Source organism: Mycobacterium sp. P2_H7 (assembly GCF_056403275.1).
Genome location: NZ_JBFUFU010000023.1, coordinates 17790 through 36178, shown reverse-complemented (window position 1 = coordinate 36178; position 18389 = coordinate 17790). Strand labels below are relative to the sequence as shown.

Genomic DNA, 18389 nt, shown 5'->3' with positions numbered 1-18389 from the left:
GTGTGACGACGTTCGTGGGTGGAGGCGCACCGAGACGGAACCGTGACAGATCCGAGACCGGGCGGTCGGCTCAGTCCAACAGGACTGTGGCGAACGTCCCCACCTGGGTGAAGCCGATCTTCGCGTACGCGCCGCGGGCGACGTGGTTGTAGCCGTTGACGTACAGGCTCGCGACGCGCCCGCCGCGCAACACCGCCTCGGCCAGCGTCGCGGTGCCCGCGGCGCCCAGCCCACGGCCCCGCCACTCCGGATGGACCCACACACCCTGGATCTGACCGACCGTCGGCGACTGCGAACCGATCTCGGCCTTGAAGACCACCTGACCGTCCTCGAAACGTGCCCAGGCGCGGCCCGCCGCGATCAGGCCGGCCACCCGGCGCCGGTAGCCGCGCCCGCCGTCACCCATCCGCGGGTCGATGCCCACCTCGCCGATGAACATCTCGATGGCGGCCACCAGATAGGCGTCCAGCTCTTCCATCCGCACGGGCCGCACCGCGGGGTCGCCCGCGCATTGGGGCGGAGCCGACAGCGCCATCAACGGTTGCTCGTCGCGCACATCGCGCGCCGCGCCCCAGCCCGCTTCGAGTCGCCGCCACAGCGGCAACACCAGCTCGGCGCGGCCGACGAGCGAGGAACACCGACGCGGCGAGCCCAGCGCCTTGTCGGCGAACGCGGCGATGTCGTCGGGACCACCGCGCAGCGGGATGAGGTTCGCCCCTGCGTAGCAGAGTGATTCGTCGACCCGGCGCCGCGTCCACAGTTCGCCGCCGATCGCATTCGGGTCGACGCCGTAGTCGAGTACCCGGCACGCCACCATGCACGAGCCGACCGGATCCTCGTCGAGAACCTCGCGAACCTGGCCGACGTCGCGCACCAAAGAGACACGGCGCTCATCGGTGAGGCGGTACAGGGGCGGTGCCGACATGACGATTCTTTCTGAACAACCAGAGCCTGAGCTACCTGAACCGGAGGGTGACCCCGCTCACAGGGCCGGGTTTCAGCTTACGGTGACAACGGGCGAACCGCTGGCACTTGCGCCCGAGTCCAATTCGGCCGCGATGCGCATGGCCTCCTCGATGAGGGTTTCCACGATCTGCGACTCCGGCACGGTCTTGACCACTTCACCCTTGACGAAGATCTGGCCCTTGCCGTTGCCGGACGCGACACCCAGGTCGGCCTCGCGGGCCTCGCCCGGGCCGTTCACCACGCAACCCATCACGGCCACGCGCAGCGGCACGTCGAGCCCCTCGAGGCCGGCCGAGACCTCGTTGGCCAACGTGTACACGTCCACCTGGGCGCGGCCGCACGACGGGCAGGACACGATCTCCAGGCCGCGCGGCCGCAGGTTCAGCGACTCCAGGATCTGCGTGCCGACCTTGATCTCCTCGGCGGGCGGCGCGGAGAGCGAAACCCGGATGGTGTCACCGATACCGCGGGACAACAGCGCACCGAACGCCACGGCGGACTTGATGGTGCCCTGGAACGCCGGTCCGGCCTCGGTGACGCCGAGATGCAGCGGGTAGTCGCACTGGGCGGCCAGCTGCTCGTAGGCGGCGACCATGACCACCGGGTCGTTGTGCTTGACGCTGATCTTGATGTCGCCGAAACCGTGCTCCTCGAACAGCGAGGCCTCCCACAGTGCCGACTCGACGAGCGCCTCGGGCGTCGCCTTGCCGTACTTCTTCATCATCCGGGCGTCCAGCGAGCCCGCGTTGACCCCGATCCGGATCGGGATTCCGGCCGCGCCCGCCGCCTTGGCGACCTCGGCGACCCGACCGTCGAACTCCTTGATGTTGCCGGGGTTCACCCGCACCGCCGCACACCCGGCGTCGATCGCGGCGAAGATGTACTTCGGCTGGAAATGGATGTCGGCGATGACCGGGATGTTCGCCTTCTTCGCGATGATCGGCAGCGCGTCGGCGTCCTCCTGCCGGGGGCACGCGACCCGGACCATGTCGCAGCCCGACGCGGTCAGCTCGGCGATCTGCTGCAGCGTCGCGTTGATGTCGTGGGTCTTGGTGGTGCACATCGACTGCACCGAGATCGGCGAGTCGCTGCCCACCCCGACGTCGCCGACCTTGAGCTGGCGGGTCTTGCGGCGCGGCGCCAGAGTGGGCGCCGGCGGGGCAGGCATGCCCAGACCGATGGAAGTCACGATGTTCTCCTCTTGGCTGTGCCAGATCTACTGGAAGAGTCTGATGGGATTGACCAGGTCGGCGGTGACGGTCAACAGCATGTATCCGACGACGAAGACCAGCACCACGTAGGTGGCGGGCATCAACTTGAGGTAGTTCACGGGGCCGGCCGCGTCGACACGGCGCGCCGCCCGGATCATGTTCCGGACCTTCTCGAACACCGCGATCGCGATGTGACCGCCGTCGAACGGGAGCAGTGGGATCAGGTTCACCGCGCCCAGCACGAAGTTCATCTGCGCCAGGAAGAACCAGAACGCCACCCACAGCCCGTGGTCGACGGTGTCACCGCCGATGATCGATGCGCCGACCACCGAGATCGGCGTCTCCGGATCACGCTCGCCACCCCCGATCGCGTGCACCAGTGCACCGACCTTGGTGGGGATCTTGGCCAGCGACTTGCCCAGTTCGACGGCCAGGTCGCCGGTGAAGGTGAAGGTGGCCGGGATCGCCGACAGCGGGTTGTACTGCGTCGGTCCGGGTGGGGCGGCCATGCTGACGCCGATGGCACCGACGGCAGCCGTCTTGTCGGAGTCCTTGTCGACAAAACGCTGCGTCTGCGCGACGTCGACGACGGTGGCGACCCGCTCGCCGTTGCGTTCGTAGACCACCGGGATCGGGCCTGACAGCTTGCGGATGGCCGCAGCCATGTCGGCGAACGTCGCCACGTCGGCGCCGTCGACCTTGACGATGGTGTCGCCGGCCTGGATGCCGGCCCGTGCCGCAGGACCCGGGCCCGGCTGCGGGCACGGTCCGTACGGGTTGTCCCCGTCTTTGCTGATCTGCGGTGCCACACAAGCGGTTTGGCCGACGATCGCGGTGGTCGGCGGCCGCAGGTTGGGCAGGCCCCAGATGACGGCGATGGCGTAGATGAGCACCAGGCCGATCAGGAAGTTCATGCCCGGGCCCGCGAATAGCACGGCGACGCGCTTCCACACCTTCTGCTTGTACATCGCGTGGGGTTGCTCGTCGGGGGTCAGTTCCTCGACCGATGTCATGCCCGCGATATCGCAGAACCCGCCGAGCGGGACCGCCTTCACGCCGTACTCGGTGTGGCCGAGCCGATTGGGCCGCATGGTCGACCACAGGGTGGGACCGAAGCCGACGAAATAGCGGCGGACCTTCATACCGGTGGCACGCGCCACCCACATGTGACCGCATTCGTGTAGGGCCACCGAGACCAGGATGGCCAGCGCGAACAGCGCGATGCCGAGAGCAAACATCATCGGGCTGCGGTGACCTCCTGCGTCGATTCGGTGTTGATCAGGCGCTGGGCTGCGGCTTTGGCCCAATCCTGCGCGTCGAGTACTTCTTCCACGGTAGCTGGTGCGGCGGCCCATTGGTCTGCAGCGTGCAGCACATCGGCAACAGTTCGGACAATCGATGGGAAAGCGATACGCCCTGCGAGGAAGGCGGCCGCGGCTTCCTCGTTGGCTGCGTTGTAGACCGCGGTGAGACATCCGCCACGCCGGCCTGCTTCGCGGGCCAGCTCCACCGCCGGGAACACCTGCGCGTCCAGCGGCTCGAACGTCCACGTCGACGCTGTGGTCCAGTCACAGGCCTGCGCGGCCCCCGCCACCCGGTCCGGCCAGCCCAGCGCCAGCGCGATCGGCAGTTTCATGTCCGGCGGGCTGGCCTGGGCCAGGGTGGAGCCGTCGGTGAAGGTGACCATCGAGTGCACGATGGACTGCGGATGCACCACGACCTCGATGCGGTCGTAGTCGATGCCGAACAACAGATGCGTCTCGATCAACTCCAGGCCTTTGTTGACCAGCGAGGCCGAATTCAGCGTGTTCATCGGTCCCATCGACCACGTCGGGTGCGCGCCGGCCTGCTCGGGGGTGACGCTCTTGAGCGCGTCGGCGGTCCAGCCGCGGAACGGACCGCCCGACGCCGTCAGCACCAGTGCGGCCACCTCGTCGGCGCTGCCGCCGCGCAGGCACTGCGCCAGCGCCGAGTGTTCGGAGTCCACCGGCACGATCTGCCCGGGCGCCGCGGCGGCGAGCACCAGGGGCCCACCGGCCACCAGCGACTCCTTGTTGGCCAGCGCCAGGCGGGCTCCGCTGTGCAGGGCGGCCAGGGTCGGTTTGAGGCCCAGCGCGCCGACGAGGGCATTGAGCACCACGTCGGCCTCGGTGTCCTCGACGATGCGGGTGGCCGCGTCGGGTCCGCGGTAGGCGGCCTCGATGGTGGCGTCGGGGTCGGCGACGGCGACATTGCGGACACCGGTCTCGGCGGCTTGGCGGGCCAACAGGTCGGCGTTGCCACCGCCGGCGGCGAGACCCACCACCTCGAAGCGGTCCGGGTTGGCGGCGATCACCTCGAGCGCCTGGGTGCCGATCGAACCAGTGCTGCCCAGCAGCAGGACTCGAACGCGGCCGGACTCTGAGGGGACGTTCACCGCACCATTGTGCCGCGCGGAATCGGCAGTGGTGGCACCGACGCCGGATGTGCTCTCACAGGCCGACCCATCCGTGACGGAGATCGCACCGAATACATCGGTGAGGGCGGCCCAAAAGACCGCTCCACAACAGATTCGAGTAATGACAGTGATGCACATAGCTCAATCGAAAACAGTGGCGGTCGTCGGACTTTCGGCGCTCACCCTGTTCGGAAGCATTGCGTGTTCGAAGGATTCGTCCACGAACGCCAGCGCCGCGCCGGAAACCAGCACCTCGACCAGCATGGCCATGACGGCGCCCGCGATGACCAGCGCGATGGGCGACCCCGCTGCCGGACTGGTGGGAGCAGGTTGCGCCGCGTACGCCAAGCAGGTCCCCAGCGGACCGGGGTCGGTGGCCGGTATGGCCCAGGACCCGGTGGCCGTCGCCGCCTCCAACAACCCCATGTTGACGACCCTGACCTCGGCGTTGTCGGGCAAGCTGAATCCGCAGGTCAACCTGGTGGACACGCTGAACAGCAACCCGGGGCTGACGGTGTTCGCGCCCACCGATGATGCGTTCGCCAAGATCGACGCGGCCACTCTGGAGAAGCTCAAGACCGATTCGGATCTGCTGACCAAGATCCTGACCTATCACGTGGTCGAGGGCCAGGCCAGTCCCGCGAAGGTCGGCGGCCAGCACACGACGCTGCAGGGCGCGCCGGTCACCGTGACGGGCGCCGGACCGGACATCAAGGTCAACGACGCCGGACTGGTGTGCGGCGGCGTCAAGACCGCCAACGCCACGGTCTACATGATCGATACCGTTCTCATGCCCCCTGCCTGAGTCTGACTGCCCCACAACAAGACCCACGAACGGCGCCCTCGTGTCGATCCCCCCGTCGCACGACGGGCGCCGCTCGTGCCTTCGCAGGTCGGAAGCCGCACCATGCTCACACTCGTCGCCATCGGGTTTCTCGGCGGCCTGATCACCGGGATCTCGCCGTGCATCCTGCCGGTGCTGCCCGTCATCTTCTTCTCCGGCACCCAGACCGAGAACTCCACCGCTCGGCGGCCGTACCTGGTGATCGCCGGCCTGGTGCTGAGCTTCACCGCCGTGACCCTGGCCGGGTCGGCGCTGTTGACACTGCTGCGTCTGCCACAGGACGCGCTGCGCTGGGTGGCGCTGGCAGCACTGATGGCCATCGGTATCGGGCTGATCTTCCCGCGCGTCGAGGCCATCCTGGAGAAGCCGTTCGCCCGGTTACCGCAACGGCAATTCGGTTCCGGAAGTTCTGGTTTCGGGCTGGGCCTGGCGCTCGGCGTGCTCTACGTGCCGTGCGCGGGACCGGTGCTCGCCGCGATCATCGTGGCGGGCGCGACCGGCGAAATCGGGTTGTCCACCGTGGCGCTCACGGCGTCGTTCGCGGTCGGCGCGGCGCTGCCGTTGCTGTTCTTCGCCCTGGCCGGCCGACGGGTCAGCGAGCGGGTCACCGCTTTTCGCCGGCGCCAGCGCGGCATCCGCATCGCCGCCGGGGTGGTCACCATCGCGCTGGCCGTCGCGCTGGTGTTCAACGTTCCGGCCCGACTGCAGCGGGCCGTGCCCGACTACACGGCCGCGTTGTCCGACGCCGTCGGCGGTGACCAACAGATCCGGGACAAACTCAACCTGGGCGGCATCGTCAACGAACAGAATGCCGGACTGTCCCAATGCTCCGACGGTGCAACCGAACTCGAGAATTGCGGAATGGCACCGGATATCAAAGGCATCACGGCCTGGCTCAACACACCGGAGGGCTCGGCCGTCGAACTGGCCGCCTTGCGCGGCAAGGTGGTGCTCATCGATTTCTGGGCCTACTCCTGCATCAACTGCCAACGCAGCATCCCGCACGTCGTCGACTGGTACCGCGCCTACCGCGACACCGGATTCGAGGTCATCGGCGTGCACACCCCGGAGTACGCGTTCGAACGCGAAGAAGGCAATGTCGTCAGTGGTGCACGCGATCTGGGGATCACCTATCCCGTGGCCCTCGACAACGGTTACGCCACCTGGACGAACTATCGCAACCGTTATTGGCCGGCCCACTACCTGATCGACGCGCAGGGCACCGTCCGGCACGTGAAGTTCGGCGAGGGCGACTACGACGTCACCGAGAAACTGATCAGGGAGCTGCTGTCGCAGGCCCACCCGGACAAGACACTGCCCGCACCGACCGAGGCTCCCGACACCACCCCGCGGTCACCGCTGACCCCGGAGACCTATCTGAGCGTCGGGAAAGTGGTGAACTACGGCGGCACAGGCCCCTACGACGAAGGCACCATGACCTTCGCGCTCCCGGCCCGCCTGAACGACGACTCCTTCGCGCTGGGCGGCCCCTGGCAACTGGACTATCAAGGCGCCACCGCGACCGGGGACGACGCCCAGATCGCGCTGAACTATCACGCCCGCAACGTCTACGTGGTCGTCGGCGGCACCGGCACGCTCGGGGTCACCAGTACCGGGGTCACCCGCCGCATACCGGTCAGCGGACCGCCCAACATGCGGCAGATCGTCACCGACCACCCCGACGGCGCGGGGCGCATCGACGTCGCGTTCTCCCGCGGCCTGCAGGTGTTTTCGTTCACCTACGGTTGACGTGCGGACGGGTCGGCCGTCGCCTCGATCTTGACCACCCGGTCGGCACGGAATGTCAGCACCACCACCGCGAACAAATGGCCGCGGTCGAAGGCCAACAACACCGGTTCGGCGGCGCACACCACCGTGGCCCCCGGCCCCAGGTACCGCAACAGGTTCACGGCGACATCGTGCGGCCCGTGATTGACCTGATCCGCGATGGGCGGATCGGCCAGCACCGAGCCCACCCCCCACACCTCGGGATCCAGTACCGACGTCAGCGCCGCGAGGTCGCCGTTGGCGCACGCCGTGATGAATGCCTCGGTGACCCGGCGGTGTTCGGCCCGGGTGACGTCACCGAGCAGCGGCCCGGAGCCGGCGACCTTGGTCCTGGCCCGACGGGCCAACTGCCGGCAGGTGCCCACCGGCCGGCCCACCGTCTCGGCAATTTCGTCGAACGGGATTCCGAACACGTCGTGCAGCACGAACGCGACCCGCTCCCCCGGGCTGAGCGTGCCCAGCACCGCCAGTAATGCCGTGCTGACCTCGTCGTCGAGCGTCACCCGGTCGGCAGGGTCGGGCGCCGGATCAGGCAGCACGCCTGCGGCACCGTCCCCGTCGGGGCGTTCCCGGCGCATCCGCGCCGAGCGCAGCAGATCCAGGCACAGCCGGCCGGTCACCACGGTGAGCCAGGCCCGGACGTCGTCGACGGGTTCGGCGGCACGCGACAACCGCAGGAATGCCTCCTGCGCAAGGTCTTCGGCGTCACCCACATCCCCGAGCATCTGGTATCCGAGATTCACCAGATACGCGTGGTGCTCGCGCCAGGCGGTGTCGATCGCGTCGGTCATGGTGTTATGACGATCCCGCACCCGGAAAAGTTACGCGTAACTTTCGGCGCTGCCGCCCCGTCCTTGTGAGCATGAAAACAATTCTGGTCACCGGGGCGACCGGCAACATCGGCCGCCCGCTCGTGCAACTTCTGGTCGACGCCGGCGTCCGGGTGCGCGCCGTCAGCCGTTCTGCGCCCGCCTTCCCGGGGTCCGTGGACATCGTGCCCTGCGCCGCGGCCGGGATGTCCGGCGTGGACGCGGTCTTCCTCAACTCGCGTGCCCTCATCGGCGAACTCGAGGCCACCGTCGAGTGCGCGCAGGCCGCCGGCGTGCGCAAGCTGGTCGCACTCTCGGCGATCAATGCCGACGACGACGATGACCGTCAGCCGTCGCGGGTGCGCGGTGATCGCAACCGCGAGTGCGAACAGCTCGCGGTCGGCTCGGGCCTGGACTGGGTGAGCCTGCGGCCCAGCGTGTTCGCCTCGAACTTCGCCGGCATGTGGTCGGGGCAGATCAAGGCCGGGGATGTGGTCAGCGGACCGTACGCGCAGGCGGCCACCGCGGTGATCGCCGACGCCGACATCGCCGCGGTGGCCGCGGTGGCCCTGCTCACCGACGACCTCGACGGAACGCGGATTCCACTCACCGGGCCGCAGTCGCTGACCAACACCGAGTTGGTCCGGGCCATCGGGGTCGCGTTGGGTCGCGACCTGCGCTACACCGAACTGCCACCGGCCGCGGTGCGGGAACGCTTCGCCGCCATCGGTTTTCCGGCGGCGTTCGCCGACGCGTACATCGGGCTGCTCGAAGCGGGCGTCGGCCGGCCCGCCCTCGTCACCGACGAGGTGCCGAGGATCCTCGGACGGCCCGCCACCCCGTTCGCGCAATGGGTCACCGACAACCGTTTCATGTTCGCCGAAACCCAAGGAGCACAGCATGTCTGACGATCCAAAACCTCCGAGCTGGCTGAAATCGATGAACAAGCTGGTGGTCGCCCTCGGCAGGCTCGGGGTGCCCGCCGGACCGTCGCAGGTACTGACGGTGCCGGGCCGCAAGTCCGGCCGGCCGCGCAGCACCCCGATGACGCCGTTCGAACACGACGGGGCGCTGTACACGGTCGCCGGCTATCCGGGTGCGGATTGGGCCGCCAACGCCCGCGCCGCCGGTACCGGCGTGCTGACCAGGGGAAGGCGCTCGCGCCGGGTGCAGATCGTGGAACTGACCGCCGAACAGTCCCGGCCCGTGCTGCGCGCCTTCGCCGAGAAGGTGCCCGTCGGCGTCGGCTTCGCCAAACGCTCCGGGCTGGTCACCGACGGCACGCCGGAGGAGTTCGAGGCCCTGGCGGGCCGGTTGGCGGTGTTCCGCTTCGATCAACGGTGAGGGTCGCCAGGCGGAAAACGCTCGATCCAGTGCCGCGCGATGTCCACCCGCCGGGTGATCCACACGTGGTCATGTGCCTGCACATGGTCCAGAAAACGTTCCAGCGCGGCGATGCGCGCGGGCCGGCCCACCAGCCGGCAGTGCAGGCCCACCGACAACATCTTCGGGGCACCGGCCTCGCCTTCGGCGTACAGCACGTCGAAGGCATCCCGCAGATAGGTGAAGAACTCTGTGCCACTGGGGAATCCACTGGTCGACACGTACTTCATGTCGTTGGTGTCCAGTGTGTAGGGCACCACCAGATGGTCGCGACCGCCGGTGCGGGTCCAATACGGCAGGTCGTCGGCGTAGGAGTCGGAGTCATAGAGGAAGCCACCGTGCTCGACGACAAGCTGCCGGGTCTGCGGCGAGTCACGGCCGGTGTACCAGCCCAGTGGGGCCGCGCCGGTCAGCTCGGTCATCAGCCGCACCGCCTCGGCCAGGTGCGCGCGCTCCACGTCGACGTCGGCCAGTTGGTAACTCAGCCAACGCAACCCGTGACAGGCGATCTCGTCGCCTCGTGCGGTGAACGCCGCCACCGCCTCTGGATTGCGGGCCAGCGCCATGGCCACGCCGAAAATGGTCAGCGGCAGGCCACGCCGGTCGAAGGTGCGCAGCACCCGCCACAACCCGGCCCGCGACCCGTACTCGTAGAGCGATTCCACGCTCAGATGCCGGTTCGGAAACGATTGCGCCCCCACCACATCCGAGAGGAAGGTCTCCGAGCCCGCGTCACCGTGCAGCACCGAGTTCTCGGCGCCCTCCTCGTAGTTCAGCACGAATTGCACGGCGATCTTCGCCCCGCCGGGCCACTGCGGGTCAGGTGGGTGCGGCCCGTAGCCGACCATGTCGCGGGGGTACGCGTCATCCATGATTCGCTCCGCTGGCTCCGCTCACGGGATCAATGTCGCACGGCCGGCCGGGTCAGCGCATCTTGATGATGACCTCGTCGGCGAACCTGGCGATCGCCCCTTCCAGGTCATCGGAGCCGTACCAGGGCGCACACATCACCGATGTGATCCCGGCCTCCTCCGCGCGCTGGAACACCTCCAGCGTCGGCACCTCGAGCAGGGCCAGCATGATCTCGAAGGGCTCGTTCTCCCGGCCGTAGTCGCGGCGCAGTGCGCGCAGCCGCTCGACGTAACGCACCGCGTCGTCGAGCCGGTAGGCGGTGCCGACCCAGCCGTCGCACAGCCGGGCGGCCCGGCGCAGCGCGACCTCGGATTCCCCGCCGCACAGGATCGGTACCGGCGCGGGCGGGTGCGGCTCCAGCATCAGTTCGGGCACCTGATAGTGCTCGCCGTGCCAGGACACCCAGCCGCCCCGCCACAGTTCCCGCAAGGCGGGGATCATCTCGTCCAGGCGCGCGCCCCGGGTGTCGAAATCCTGGCCGAGCAGGTCGAACTCCTCGCGCATCCAGCCGGCACCGACGGCCAGCGACACCCGGCCCGCGCTGATGACGGACGCGGTGGCCACCAGTTTGGCCACCTGCACCAGCGGGCGCGACGGCGCCACGTAGACGGCGTTGGAGAACCGCAGGCGCTTGGTCAGCGCGGCCATCGCCCCGATGAGCACCCACGAGTCGGGCCACGCGGTCTCCGGCTGCCACGGCGGAACCCCCTCCGGCGAAGGGTATTTCGACCTCAGGTCACGCGGGTAGACGAGGTGGTCGGCACTGATCAGGCCGTCGAAGCCGGCGTCGTCGAGCAGTGGTGCCAGCCGCAACGCCGCCGCGGTGTCCATGAACGCCGTACCGCTCCAGAACTGCATCAGCGCAGCACCTCCTCACGTTGACCCAGCTTCGAATGCCGCCGCCCGTAGGCCAGGTACACCACCACCCCGATGACCATCCAGATCCCGAACCGCAGCCAGGTCAGGCCGGTGAGGTTGAGCATCAACCACGCACATGCGGCGATCGAGGCCAGCGGCAGCAGCGGCACCCAGGGCACCCGGAAGCCGCGCTGCAGGTCGGGCCTGCTGCGGCGCAACACCATCACCCCGGCCGACACGAGGATGAAGGCGAACAACGTGCCGACGTTGACCATCTCTTCGAGCTTGCCGATCGGGAACACGGCCGCCGCCAGCGCGGTCAGCACCGCGACCACGACGGTGATGCGCACCGGTGTGCCACGGGTTCCGGTGTGGGCCAGCCGGCGCGGCAGCAGACCGTCCCGGGACATCGCGAACAACACGCGGGACAGCCCGAGCAGCAGCACCATGACCACGGTGGTGAGGCCGGCCAGGGCGCCGATCGAGATGACTTTCGCGGCCCAGTGCACGCCGTTGAGTTCGAAGGCGGTGGCCAGGTTCGGGTGCCCGTTGCCGGCCTGTTTCAGGTCGAGGTGGGATGCCATCCCGGACAGCACCACCGCGACCGCGACGTAGAGCAGGGTGACCACCGCGAGGGAGGCCAGGATGCCCCGGGCCACGTCGCGCTGCGGATCCTTGGTCTCCTCGGCCGTGGTCGCCACGACGTCGAACCCGATGAAGGCGAAGAACACGATCGACGCCCCGGCCAAGACCCCGTAGAGGCCGTAGTGGCTGCCCGCGGCCCCGGTCAGCAGTGAGAACACCGATTGGTCCAGGCCGGTTCCGGATGCCTCGCCGGATTCCTGCGGCGGGATGAACGGTGTGTAGTTGGCGGCCTTGATGTAGAACGCGCCGACGATCACCACCAGCAACACCACGGACACCTTGATGGCGGTGACGACGGCACTGAAATGCGAAGACAGTTTGGTGCCGAAGGCCAGCAGTGTCGCCACCACCGCGACGATCAGCAGCGCACCCCAGTCCAGGGTGAGCGAGCCGATCTCGGTGGTGCCGCCCGCGAACCCGAAGACGGTGCCCAGATAACTGGACCAACCCTTGGCCACCACGGCCGCCCCGATGGCGAACTCCAGGATCAGGTCCCAGCCGATGATCCAGGCCACGAACTCGCCGAAGGTGGCGTAGGAGAAGGTGTAGGCACTGCCGGCGACGGGCAGGGTCGAGGCGAATTCGGCGTAGCACAGCGCGGCCAGCCCGCAGGTGACGGCGGCGATGATGAACGACACCGAGATGGCCGGGCCGGTGATGTTGGCGGCGGTGGATGCGGTGACCGTGAAGATGCCCGCGCCGACGACGACCGATACCCCGAACACGGTGAGGTCCCACCAGGTGAGGTCCTTGCGCAGCCGGGTGGCCGGCTCATCGGTGTCGGCGATGGACTGTTCGACGGTTTTCACGCGGCGGCCCGGCATCTAGGGAAAGTACCCACAATCGGCGGCCGGTCGGGTGAGATCGGACCGGTGTGCCAGAATAACGGCACTGCCTGGACCAGATGCAGACCAGATGTAGACCAGCGAGGAGCAGCCGTGGCCAACACCGAGGTCGAGCGACACACCGGTGTCGACGTGGAAGACGTTCCGTCCGCCGAATGGGGCTGGTCGAAGGAAAACCACACCTGGATCCACATCGGCGGCATCCTGTCGGCCATCTTCCTGCTGTGCATGCTGCGCGGTAACCATGTCGGTCACGTCGAGGATGTGTTCCTGATCCTCTTCGCCATCGGCATCCTCGGCGTGGTCGCCCGCGACTGGTGGGCCCGCCGCGCCGGCTGGTACCGCTGACCCGTCAGCGGAAAAGGACAGCCGGATTGAGATAACCGGCAGCGTCGACGGCGGCTGTCCACCCCGTGCGGGGGCATCGCCGAATACTCAAGCTAGCCAGCTGAAATCAGGTCGGGGCCGTCCAGCGGGTACCACAACGCGCAGCTGTGGAACTCCTCCGAAGCCGTGCCGGCGGCCGGGTCGTCCCCGGCGGCGATCAGCGCCTGTGCCTTGAATGCCCGCGCGGCGGGGCTGAGTCGGTGCACCACCGGCTCCACTCGTCCGGCCACTTCGGGTGGGCGTGCCCCCCAGACCGACACCTCGATGGCCCGGCGTTCCACCGCCCGCACCACGTTCAGGCGCATCCGGGCATCCAGGTCCCAGGCCTGCGCCGACACCGCGAGCGCGGCGGGATCTGCCGTCAACAGCTCAAGATCTGTCTCCAGCGCGTACGCCCGGACACCGAGGATGCCCAGGGGCCGCGGATCGAAGCGTTGCGGCACAAGCACATTGACCTTCCAACCGGCGCGCACGCGGTCGCACATCCAGCCACCGGCCGCGCGCACCGCGTCCAGCGGCTCGGCCGCGATCACCGACAGCTCGTAGGACAGCAGGTCCCCCGCGGACGCACGGACCCCCACTCCGTGCCGGGTGGGCGACGGTTCGATGTCGTCGAGGCGAAATGAGCGGGCTTTCATGCGGTCTCACTCCTTACTTCGTGAACGCGGCCTGGTGCACCAGGAGACGACCCTGACGACGCCATTCCAACAGCGTGACATTTTCGACTGTTTCTGTAAAGCTCTGACCCATGAGTCTCTACGCCGGCCGCGGCCCGCTCGGCGCCGATCCCGCGGGATGGTTCTTTCCACCGCTGCCCGACGATGTCGTGTTCATCGAGCCGCATCCCCGGCGTGTACAGGCAGTGGTCGACGGCCGCCTCGTCATCGATACCGAAGCCGCGCTGATGGTGCACCGGCACGGGCATCCCCTGGCCTACGCCTTCCCGGCCGGCCAGACCGGGGATCTGCCGACGACACCACTCCCGGAGAAGCCCGGCTACCTGCAGGTGCCCTGGGCGGCCGCGGACAGCTGGCTCGAGGAGGGCCGCACCCTGGTGCACTACCCACCCAATCCTTATCACCGGGTCGACTGCCGGCCCGGCCACCGTGGGCTGCGGGTGACGGTCGACGGCACGACGCTGGTGGACACCGCCGAGTCGACGGTGCTCTTCGAGACGGCGCTGGCCCCCCGTCTGTACGTGGCTCCCGCACAGGTGCGCATGGATCTGCTGCGAAGGTCGGCGACCACCAGTTACTGCAATTACAAGGGGCACGCGACGTACTGGTCGGCCGTGGTCGGTGACACCGTCGTCGACGACATCGCCTGGAGCTACGAGACTCCCCTGCCCGAGTCGACCCCGATCGCCGGGTTTCTGAGCTTCGACGACACCCGCACCGAGTTGCTCGCCGAGTTGCCTGCAGACGGCCTCGGCGACTGCGGTTGCACCACCTGACCTCAACCCGAAAGGCACCATCCGTGGGCATCGTGACCACCAGTTCGTCGACCACCTTCACGCACTCCGCCGAGACGATCTACGACTTCGTGACCAATCCGGCGAACTGGACCAAGACCTACCCCAACGCTCCCCGGATCAGCGGCCTCGACGGCACGCTTCCGCTGCGCGTCGGCGACACGTGGCAGGAGTCCCACCCCACCGCCGACCGCACCTTCACCTGGCAGCTGGCGATCGCCACCCGGCCCAGGATGTGGGTGTTCAGTTCGGTGGGGCGCCTGAGCGCAGACAGCACCGGTGAGGTCGGCTTCGACGGCAGGATGACCATCGAATACCACTTCAGTTCGCCGGGACCGGACCTCACCTTGTTCACCAGGACGATGACCATCGAGGCCTACCGGGACGCACCGATGTCGGATGGCTTCTTCCGGATCGTCAACCCGTCGCACATCGACGCCTACCACGCGGCGGTGGCACGGGAACTAGCTGTGTAAAGCCCGCGTCAGCGCCGCACCCTGCAGGGCGAACAGCTGCCGACTGGTCTCCCACTGCGGCACCAGGGAATCGAAGCCGTGACAGGTGCCCGGAATGACGTGCAGCTCGGTGGACACCCCGGCCCACATCAATCGCAGCGCATAGTCGATCGCCTCGTCGCGCAACGGGTCCAGCTCCGAGCAGCTGATGAATGCGGGCGCCAGGCCGGCCAGGTCGTCGCGACGCCCGGGTGCCGCCCCGGCCGGCACCGGTTCACCGCCCAGGTAGTGGCGCCACATCTGGCGCACGGCGGGCCCGTCGAAGCCTGGGGTGGTGTCGAATTCGTCCTTGGACGGCGTCAACCGGTCGTCGAGCACCGGCTGATGCAACAGCTGGAAACGCACCTGGGGTGCCGCACCGGACGCCGCTCGCTGCGCAAGCCCGGCCGCGATCGCCCCGCCGGCGCTGCTGCCCGCCACGGCGATCCGGTCGGCGTCGATACCGAGGGCGGCGGCATTGCCGACGGCCCAGTCCAGTACCTCGCCGGCATCGTCCGCGGCGGCCGGGTACGGATCTTCCGGGGCCAGCCGGTAGTCGACGGAGATGACCGTCACCCGCGCCCGCCGGGCCAGTTCGACACATTGGTGGTGATCGGTGTCGAGGTTGCCAAGGACGAATGCCCCACTGTGGCAGAAGATCACGGCCGGCGCCCCGCCCCCGCGGTAGATCCGCACGCCGATACCACTCGCCACGACGTCGTCGTCGATCTGCACCCCGGTGGTGTCCACCACACGTGCGGTGTCACCGCGCCGGGTGTCGAGCGAATCGCGCACCGCGGCAATCTTTTCGGGTGACAGATCGGTGCGGGCGGCGACCAGGTGCCGCAGCGCCGGCGCGAGCCGCTCATCGATGCCCACCGTCGTCAGCCGATCTTCAGGATCTGGCCGCCGTCGACGACGAGCTCCGAACCGGTGATGAACGACGCCTGGGTCGAGACGAGGAACGCCACCGCGTCGGCGATCTCGGCGGGGGTGCCCAGCCGACCGTGGGCGGCCAGCCGGTCCTGGGTGCGGTCGTCGAGCATCGGGGTGGCGACCGGACCGGGGAACACGGCGTTCACCCGGATACCGGACGGCGCGAGCTCGACCGCGGTCGCCTGGGTGAGACCGCGCAGCGCCCACTTCGACGATCCGTAGGCGGTGTGGTTCGGGAACGGCCGCACGGCACTTGTGCTGCAGGTGTTGACGATCGATGCCCCGTCGGCCACCGTCAGCGCCGCCAGCGCGGCCCGGATGCCCAGGAACGGGCCGAGGCAGTTCACCCGCCAGCTGCCTTCGAAACCCGCGGCAGTCTCGTCGGCCAGCGCCGCCCTATGCAACACACCGGCGTTGTTGACCAGCGTGGTCAGCGTTCCGAACCGGTCCACCGCGGCCGCCACCGCCGCCGCCCATTGCTCCTCGGAGGTGACATCCAGTGCCACCGTGACGACCCTGTCGCCGTAATGAACTGTACTGGAATGTAATTCATCGGCAAGGACATCGCCCGCGACGATCCGGAAGCCGTCGGCGTGCAGCCTCGCGACGATGGCGGCGCCCTGGCCGCGGGCGGCGCCGGTGACCAGGGCGACGGGCGTCGCGGTCATGTGTATCCCCCGGGTGTGTCGGTGACCGCGGCGCCGTCGCGGGCTTCGGTCAGGTGAGCGGCCGCACCCCGGCGCAGGGCCTGGGACTCCGAGGCCAGCGTGATCATCCGGAAACCCAGTTCTGCCATGGCTTTTCCGAGCGGGCCGCTGCCCGCGTGGATGCCGGTGATCAGCCCGGCCGCGGCCGCGGTGTGCTGGATACGCGTCATCGCGGCTTTCACCTGCGGGTGGGTCCAGGCATCGGCCAGGCCCAAGCCCATCGAGATGGCCAGATCCGCGGGCCCGACGTAGACACCTGTCACGCCGGGCACCGCGCAGATGACATCGAGCGCGGCCAGCCCGCGCGCCGTCTCGATCATCACGTACACCCCGGCCCGGGATTGAAGGGCGGCGACATCGTGGCCGAGGCTGGCCCGCAGTGGCCCGAAACTGCGCACCCCGGCCGGTGCGTAGCGGGTGGCGGCGACAGCGGCGGCGGCCTGTTCCGGCGTTTCGACCATCGCGATGATCACCGCATCGGCGCCGGCGTCGAGCACCCGGCCGATGGGTGCGGGATCCGCCGACGGCAACCGCACGGCGGTCGCGATCGGTACGTGCTCGAGGCGGCGCAGCAGTAGCGCGATATCGGCGTCGTCGAGATAGCCGTGCTGGGCATCGAATCCGACGTAGTCGTAGCCGGCCTGCGCGAACTCCTCGGGGCCGAGGATGGTGGGACCCACCACCCAGCCGCCCCAGATCTGCGCGTTCGCCGCCAGGGCGTCCTGTAGGCGACTCATGGCACCAGCGCGATCTTGACCCGTGCCGGCTCCGGGCGGCACGCCAGCTCGAACGCCTGCTGCGCCTGCGCCACGGTGAACGTGTGGGTGAGATAGGCCGGCAACAAGGCGGGATGCTCGCGGGCGAACGCGTCGGCGCTGCGCAACACCCGTCGCCGCTCCAGCGTGACACCGGATTTCAGGGTCAGGTTGTTACGCAACATGATCCGCATGCTGATCGGGTAACTGTCGTCGTCGGGAACGCCGAAGTAGAACACCGTTCCGCCGAACGCCGCGGCCTCCACCGCGTGACCGAGGGTGGCCACCTGGTGTCCCACCGCTTCGATGACGACATCGGGCCGCGATCCGGGATCGAGGTGGCGCACCCAGCGATCACTCGTGGACCGCACGGCGGTGTCGACCCCGAAGGTCTCGGCGAGAGCAGACCTGTCGACGGGATCCACGCCGGTGACATGCGCGGCGCCCAGCGCCTTGGCAACGTAGGAGAACAACAGGCCGATCGAGCCCTGCCCGATCACCGCGACCCGCTTTCCGGTGAGGTCACCGAGCTGCTCGACGGCGTAGAGCACACACGCCAGCGGTTGCAGGCCGATCGCGTGCTGCGGCGTCAAAGACTCGTCATACCGGGCCAGTCCGTCGCCGTCGGCGACCACCTGTGCCATCAGGCCGTCGAATCCGGATGCCCAGCCGACCACCCGATCCCCGACCGCGTGGTCCGGGTGGGCGCTGGCGAGTACTTCGCCGGCGATCTCATGGATGGGGAATCCGTCCATTTCGGCGGCGCAGCAACCGGTGTCGCCGGGCAGTTTGCCCTGGGTGCCGCGGAAGCCCGGCAGATCACTACCGCAGATACCGGCCGCCAGGAATCGCAGCAGCACCTGTCCGTCGTGCAGGTCCGTGGGTTCGGGACGGTCGATGCGTTCGAACGCGTACGGCGCGACCAGGCGATAGCCCCACAT

General features: G+C 68.6%; 21 protein-coding genes. 7 read left to right on the top strand and 14 right to left on the bottom strand.

Annotated elements, in window-relative coordinates; translation table 11 throughout:
- Window positions 1-70: 70 nt before the first annotated feature.
- The 5 genes from AC1DY7_RS28450 to AC1DY7_RS28430 form a co-directional block, all read right to left on the bottom strand.
- Window positions 71-925 carry a GNAT family N-acetyltransferase gene (locus AC1DY7_RS28450; RefSeq protein ID WP_477497102.1) on the bottom strand — a complete coding sequence of 285 codons (855 nt, stop codon included), beginning with the start codon at window positions 923-925 and terminating at the stop codon, window positions 71-73.
- A gap of 72 nt (window positions 926-997) precedes the next feature.
- Window positions 998-2134, bottom strand: coding sequence for a flavodoxin-dependent (E)-4-hydroxy-3-methylbut-2-enyl-diphosphate synthase (gene ispG, locus AC1DY7_RS28445; protein ID WP_477497131.1), 1137 nt, complete (start codon window positions 2132-2134; stop codon window positions 998-1000).
- A 48-nt stretch (window positions 2135-2182) separates the two neighbouring features.
- Window positions 2183-3418 (bottom strand): M50 family metallopeptidase, encoded by a 1236-nt coding sequence (locus tag AC1DY7_RS28440; RefSeq protein ID WP_477497101.1) that lies wholly within the window; start codon window positions 3416-3418, stop codon window positions 2183-2185.
- Entirely contained in the window at window positions 3415-4593 is a 1179-nt protein-coding gene (dxr, locus tag AC1DY7_RS28435; protein WP_477497100.1) for a 1-deoxy-D-xylulose-5-phosphate reductoisomerase, read from the bottom strand. The genes AC1DY7_RS28440 and dxr overlap by 4 nt, the downstream gene beginning before the upstream one ends.
- Window positions 4594-4755: 162 nt before the next feature.
- Window positions 4756-4884 (bottom strand): hypothetical protein, encoded by a 129-nt coding sequence (locus AC1DY7_RS28430; RefSeq protein WP_477497099.1) that lies wholly within the window; start codon window positions 4882-4884, stop codon window positions 4756-4758.
- Between AC1DY7_RS28430 and AC1DY7_RS28425 the strand changes: the two genes are divergently transcribed.
- Both AC1DY7_RS28425 and AC1DY7_RS28420 read left to right on the top strand, forming a co-directional pair.
- Window positions 4877-5419 (top strand): fasciclin domain-containing protein, encoded by a 543-nt coding sequence (locus AC1DY7_RS28425; protein WP_477497098.1) that lies wholly within the window; start codon window positions 4877-4879, stop codon window positions 5417-5419. The two genes, AC1DY7_RS28430 and AC1DY7_RS28425, sit on opposite strands and share 8 nt — an antisense overlap.
- 102 nt (window positions 5420-5521) lie before the next feature.
- Window positions 5522-7207 carry a cytochrome c biogenesis protein DipZ gene (locus AC1DY7_RS28420; protein WP_477497097.1) on the top strand — a complete coding sequence of 562 codons (1686 nt, stop codon included), beginning with the start codon at window positions 5522-5524 and terminating at the stop codon, window positions 7205-7207.
- Here the strand turns inward: AC1DY7_RS28420 and sigI are convergent.
- A complete protein-coding gene (sigI, locus tag AC1DY7_RS28415) occupies window positions 7198-8037 on the bottom strand; it encodes an RNA polymerase sigma factor SigI (RefSeq protein ID WP_477497096.1) in 840 nt (279 codons plus the stop codon). The genes AC1DY7_RS28420 and sigI overlap by 10 nt on opposite strands.
- 71 nt (window positions 8038-8108) lie before the next feature.
- On the opposite strand from sigI, the gene AC1DY7_RS28410 reads away from it, so the two are divergent.
- Together AC1DY7_RS28410 and AC1DY7_RS28405 are read left to right on the top strand one after the other, a co-directional pair.
- A complete protein-coding gene (locus AC1DY7_RS28410) occupies window positions 8109-8963 on the top strand; it encodes an NmrA family NAD(P)-binding protein (protein WP_477497095.1) in 855 nt (284 codons plus the stop codon).
- Window positions 8956-9399, top strand: a complete 444-nt coding sequence (locus tag AC1DY7_RS28405) for a nitroreductase family deazaflavin-dependent oxidoreductase (protein ID WP_477497094.1) — start codon at window positions 8956-8958, stop codon at window positions 9397-9399. The genes AC1DY7_RS28410 and AC1DY7_RS28405 overlap by 8 nt, the downstream gene beginning before the upstream one ends.
- Here the strand turns inward: AC1DY7_RS28405 and puuE are convergent.
- Genes puuE through AC1DY7_RS28390 form a run of 3 tightly spaced genes read right to left on the bottom strand, consistent with a single transcriptional unit; the run spans window position 9390 to window position 12677 of the window.
- The gene (gene puuE, locus AC1DY7_RS28400; RefSeq protein WP_477497093.1) at window positions 9390-10310 is read right to left on the bottom strand and encodes an allantoinase PuuE; all 921 of its coding nucleotides are present in this window, start codon (window positions 10308-10310) and stop codon (window positions 9390-9392) included. The two genes, AC1DY7_RS28405 and puuE, sit on opposite strands and share 10 nt — an antisense overlap.
- Before the next feature lie 52 nt (window positions 10311-10362).
- Window positions 10363-11208 carry a TIGR03619 family F420-dependent LLM class oxidoreductase gene (locus tag AC1DY7_RS28395; RefSeq protein WP_477497092.1) on the bottom strand — a complete coding sequence of 282 codons (846 nt, stop codon included), beginning with the start codon at window positions 11206-11208 and terminating at the stop codon, window positions 10363-10365.
- Window positions 11208-12677 carry an amino acid permease gene (locus AC1DY7_RS28390; protein WP_477497091.1) on the bottom strand — a complete coding sequence of 490 codons (1470 nt, stop codon included), beginning with the start codon at window positions 12675-12677 and terminating at the stop codon, window positions 11208-11210. Before AC1DY7_RS28390 ends, AC1DY7_RS28395 begins: the two co-directional genes overlap by 1 nt.
- A gap of 114 nt (window positions 12678-12791) precedes the next feature.
- Here AC1DY7_RS28390 and AC1DY7_RS28385 point away from each other — a divergent pair, with 114 nt between their 5' ends.
- Window positions 12792-13046, top strand: a complete 255-nt coding sequence (locus AC1DY7_RS28385) for a DUF2631 domain-containing protein (protein ID WP_477497090.1) — start codon at window positions 12792-12794, stop codon at window positions 13044-13046.
- Between the two features lie 92 nt (window positions 13047-13138).
- Here AC1DY7_RS28385 and AC1DY7_RS28380 read toward each other — a convergent pair whose 3' ends face one another.
- Window positions 13139-13723, bottom strand: coding sequence for a hypothetical protein (locus tag AC1DY7_RS28380; RefSeq protein ID WP_477497089.1), 585 nt, complete (start codon window positions 13721-13723; stop codon window positions 13139-13141).
- A 110-nt stretch (window positions 13724-13833) separates the two neighbouring features.
- Here AC1DY7_RS28380 and AC1DY7_RS28375 point away from each other — a divergent pair, with 110 nt between their 5' ends.
- Together AC1DY7_RS28375 and AC1DY7_RS28370 are read left to right on the top strand one after the other, a co-directional pair.
- A complete protein-coding gene (locus AC1DY7_RS28375) occupies window positions 13834-14538 on the top strand; it encodes a DUF427 domain-containing protein (RefSeq protein ID WP_477497088.1) in 705 nt (234 codons plus the stop codon).
- A 23-nt stretch (window positions 14539-14561) separates the two neighbouring features.
- Window positions 14562-15032 carry an SRPBCC family protein gene (locus tag AC1DY7_RS28370; RefSeq protein WP_477497087.1) on the top strand — a complete coding sequence of 157 codons (471 nt, stop codon included), beginning with the start codon at window positions 14562-14564 and terminating at the stop codon, window positions 15030-15032.
- Here the strand turns inward: AC1DY7_RS28370 and AC1DY7_RS28365 are convergent.
- Genes AC1DY7_RS28365 through AC1DY7_RS28350 form a run of 4 tightly spaced genes read right to left on the bottom strand, consistent with a single transcriptional unit; the run spans window position 15021 to window position 18389 of the window.
- Entirely contained in the window at window positions 15021-15938 is a 918-nt protein-coding gene (locus tag AC1DY7_RS28365) for an alpha/beta hydrolase (RefSeq protein ID WP_477497130.1), read from the bottom strand. The two genes, AC1DY7_RS28370 and AC1DY7_RS28365, sit on opposite strands and share 12 nt — an antisense overlap.
- Window positions 15935-16654, bottom strand: a complete 720-nt coding sequence (locus tag AC1DY7_RS28360; protein ID WP_477497086.1) for an SDR family NAD(P)-dependent oxidoreductase — start codon at window positions 16652-16654, stop codon at window positions 15935-15937. The genes AC1DY7_RS28365 and AC1DY7_RS28360 overlap by 4 nt, the downstream gene beginning before the upstream one ends.
- The gene (locus tag AC1DY7_RS28355) at window positions 16651-17430 is read right to left on the bottom strand and encodes an HpcH/HpaI aldolase family protein (protein ID WP_477497085.1); all 780 of its coding nucleotides are present in this window, start codon (window positions 17428-17430) and stop codon (window positions 16651-16653) included. The genes AC1DY7_RS28360 and AC1DY7_RS28355 overlap by 4 nt, the downstream gene beginning before the upstream one ends.
- The gene (locus AC1DY7_RS28350; protein WP_477497084.1) at window positions 17427-18389 is read right to left on the bottom strand and encodes a zinc-binding dehydrogenase; all 963 of its coding nucleotides are present in this window, start codon (window positions 18387-18389) and stop codon (window positions 17427-17429) included. The genes AC1DY7_RS28355 and AC1DY7_RS28350 overlap by 4 nt, the downstream gene beginning before the upstream one ends.

What these genes read in the sequence shown, in the direction of transcription:
- AC1DY7_RS28450 (WP_477497102.1), bottom strand. Translation starts at nt 925, where the DNA reads ATGTCGGCACCGCCCCTGTACCGCCTCACCGATGAGCGCCGTGTCTCT.
- ispG (WP_477497131.1), bottom strand. Translation starts at nt 2,134, where the DNA reads ATGCCTGCCCCGCCGGCGCCCACTCTGGCGCCGCGCCGCAAGACCCGC.
- AC1DY7_RS28440 (WP_477497101.1), bottom strand. Translation starts at nt 3,418, where the DNA reads ATGATGTTTGCTCTCGGCATCGCGCTGTTCGCGCTGGCCATCCTGGTC.
- AC1DY7_RS28425 (WP_477497098.1), top strand. Translation starts at nt 4,877, where the DNA reads ATGGCCATGACGGCGCCCGCGATGACCAGCGCGATGGGCGACCCCGCT.
- AC1DY7_RS28430 (WP_477497099.1), bottom strand. Translation starts at nt 4,884, where the DNA reads ATGGCCATGCTGGTCGAGGTGCTGGTTTCCGGCGCGGCGCTGGCGTTC.
- AC1DY7_RS28420 (WP_477497097.1), top strand. Translation starts at nt 5,522, where the DNA reads ATGCTCACACTCGTCGCCATCGGGTTTCTCGGCGGCCTGATCACCGGG.
- sigI (WP_477497096.1), bottom strand. Translation starts at nt 8,037, where the DNA reads ATGACCGACGCGATCGACACCGCCTGGCGCGAGCACCACGCGTATCTG.
- AC1DY7_RS28410 (WP_477497095.1), top strand. Translation starts at nt 8,109, where the DNA reads ATGAAAACAATTCTGGTCACCGGGGCGACCGGCAACATCGGCCGCCCG.
- AC1DY7_RS28405 (WP_477497094.1), top strand. Translation starts at nt 8,956, where the DNA reads ATGTCTGACGATCCAAAACCTCCGAGCTGGCTGAAATCGATGAACAAG.
- puuE (WP_477497093.1), bottom strand. Translation starts at nt 10,310, where the DNA reads ATGGATGACGCGTACCCCCGCGACATGGTCGGCTACGGGCCGCACCCA.
- AC1DY7_RS28395 (WP_477497092.1), bottom strand. Translation starts at nt 11,208, where the DNA reads ATGCAGTTCTGGAGCGGTACGGCGTTCATGGACACCGCGGCGGCGTTG.
- AC1DY7_RS28390 (WP_477497091.1), bottom strand. Translation starts at nt 12,677, where the DNA reads ATGCCGGGCCGCCGCGTGAAAACCGTCGAACAGTCCATCGCCGACACC.
- AC1DY7_RS28380 (WP_477497089.1), bottom strand. Translation starts at nt 13,723, where the DNA reads ATGAAAGCCCGCTCATTTCGCCTCGACGACATCGAACCGTCGCCCACC.
- AC1DY7_RS28375 (WP_477497088.1), top strand. Translation starts at nt 13,834, where the DNA reads ATGAGTCTCTACGCCGGCCGCGGCCCGCTCGGCGCCGATCCCGCGGGA.
- AC1DY7_RS28360 (WP_477497086.1), bottom strand. Translation starts at nt 16,654, where the DNA reads ATGACCGCGACGCCCGTCGCCCTGGTCACCGGCGCCGCCCGCGGCCAG.
- AC1DY7_RS28355 (WP_477497085.1), bottom strand. Translation starts at nt 17,430, where the DNA reads ATGAGTCGCCTACAGGACGCCCTGGCGGCGAACGCGCAGATCTGGGGC.
- AC1DY7_RS28350 (WP_477497084.1), bottom strand. Translation starts at nt 18,389, where the DNA reads ATGTGGGGCTATCGCCTGGTCGCGCCGTACGCGTTCGAACGCATCGAC.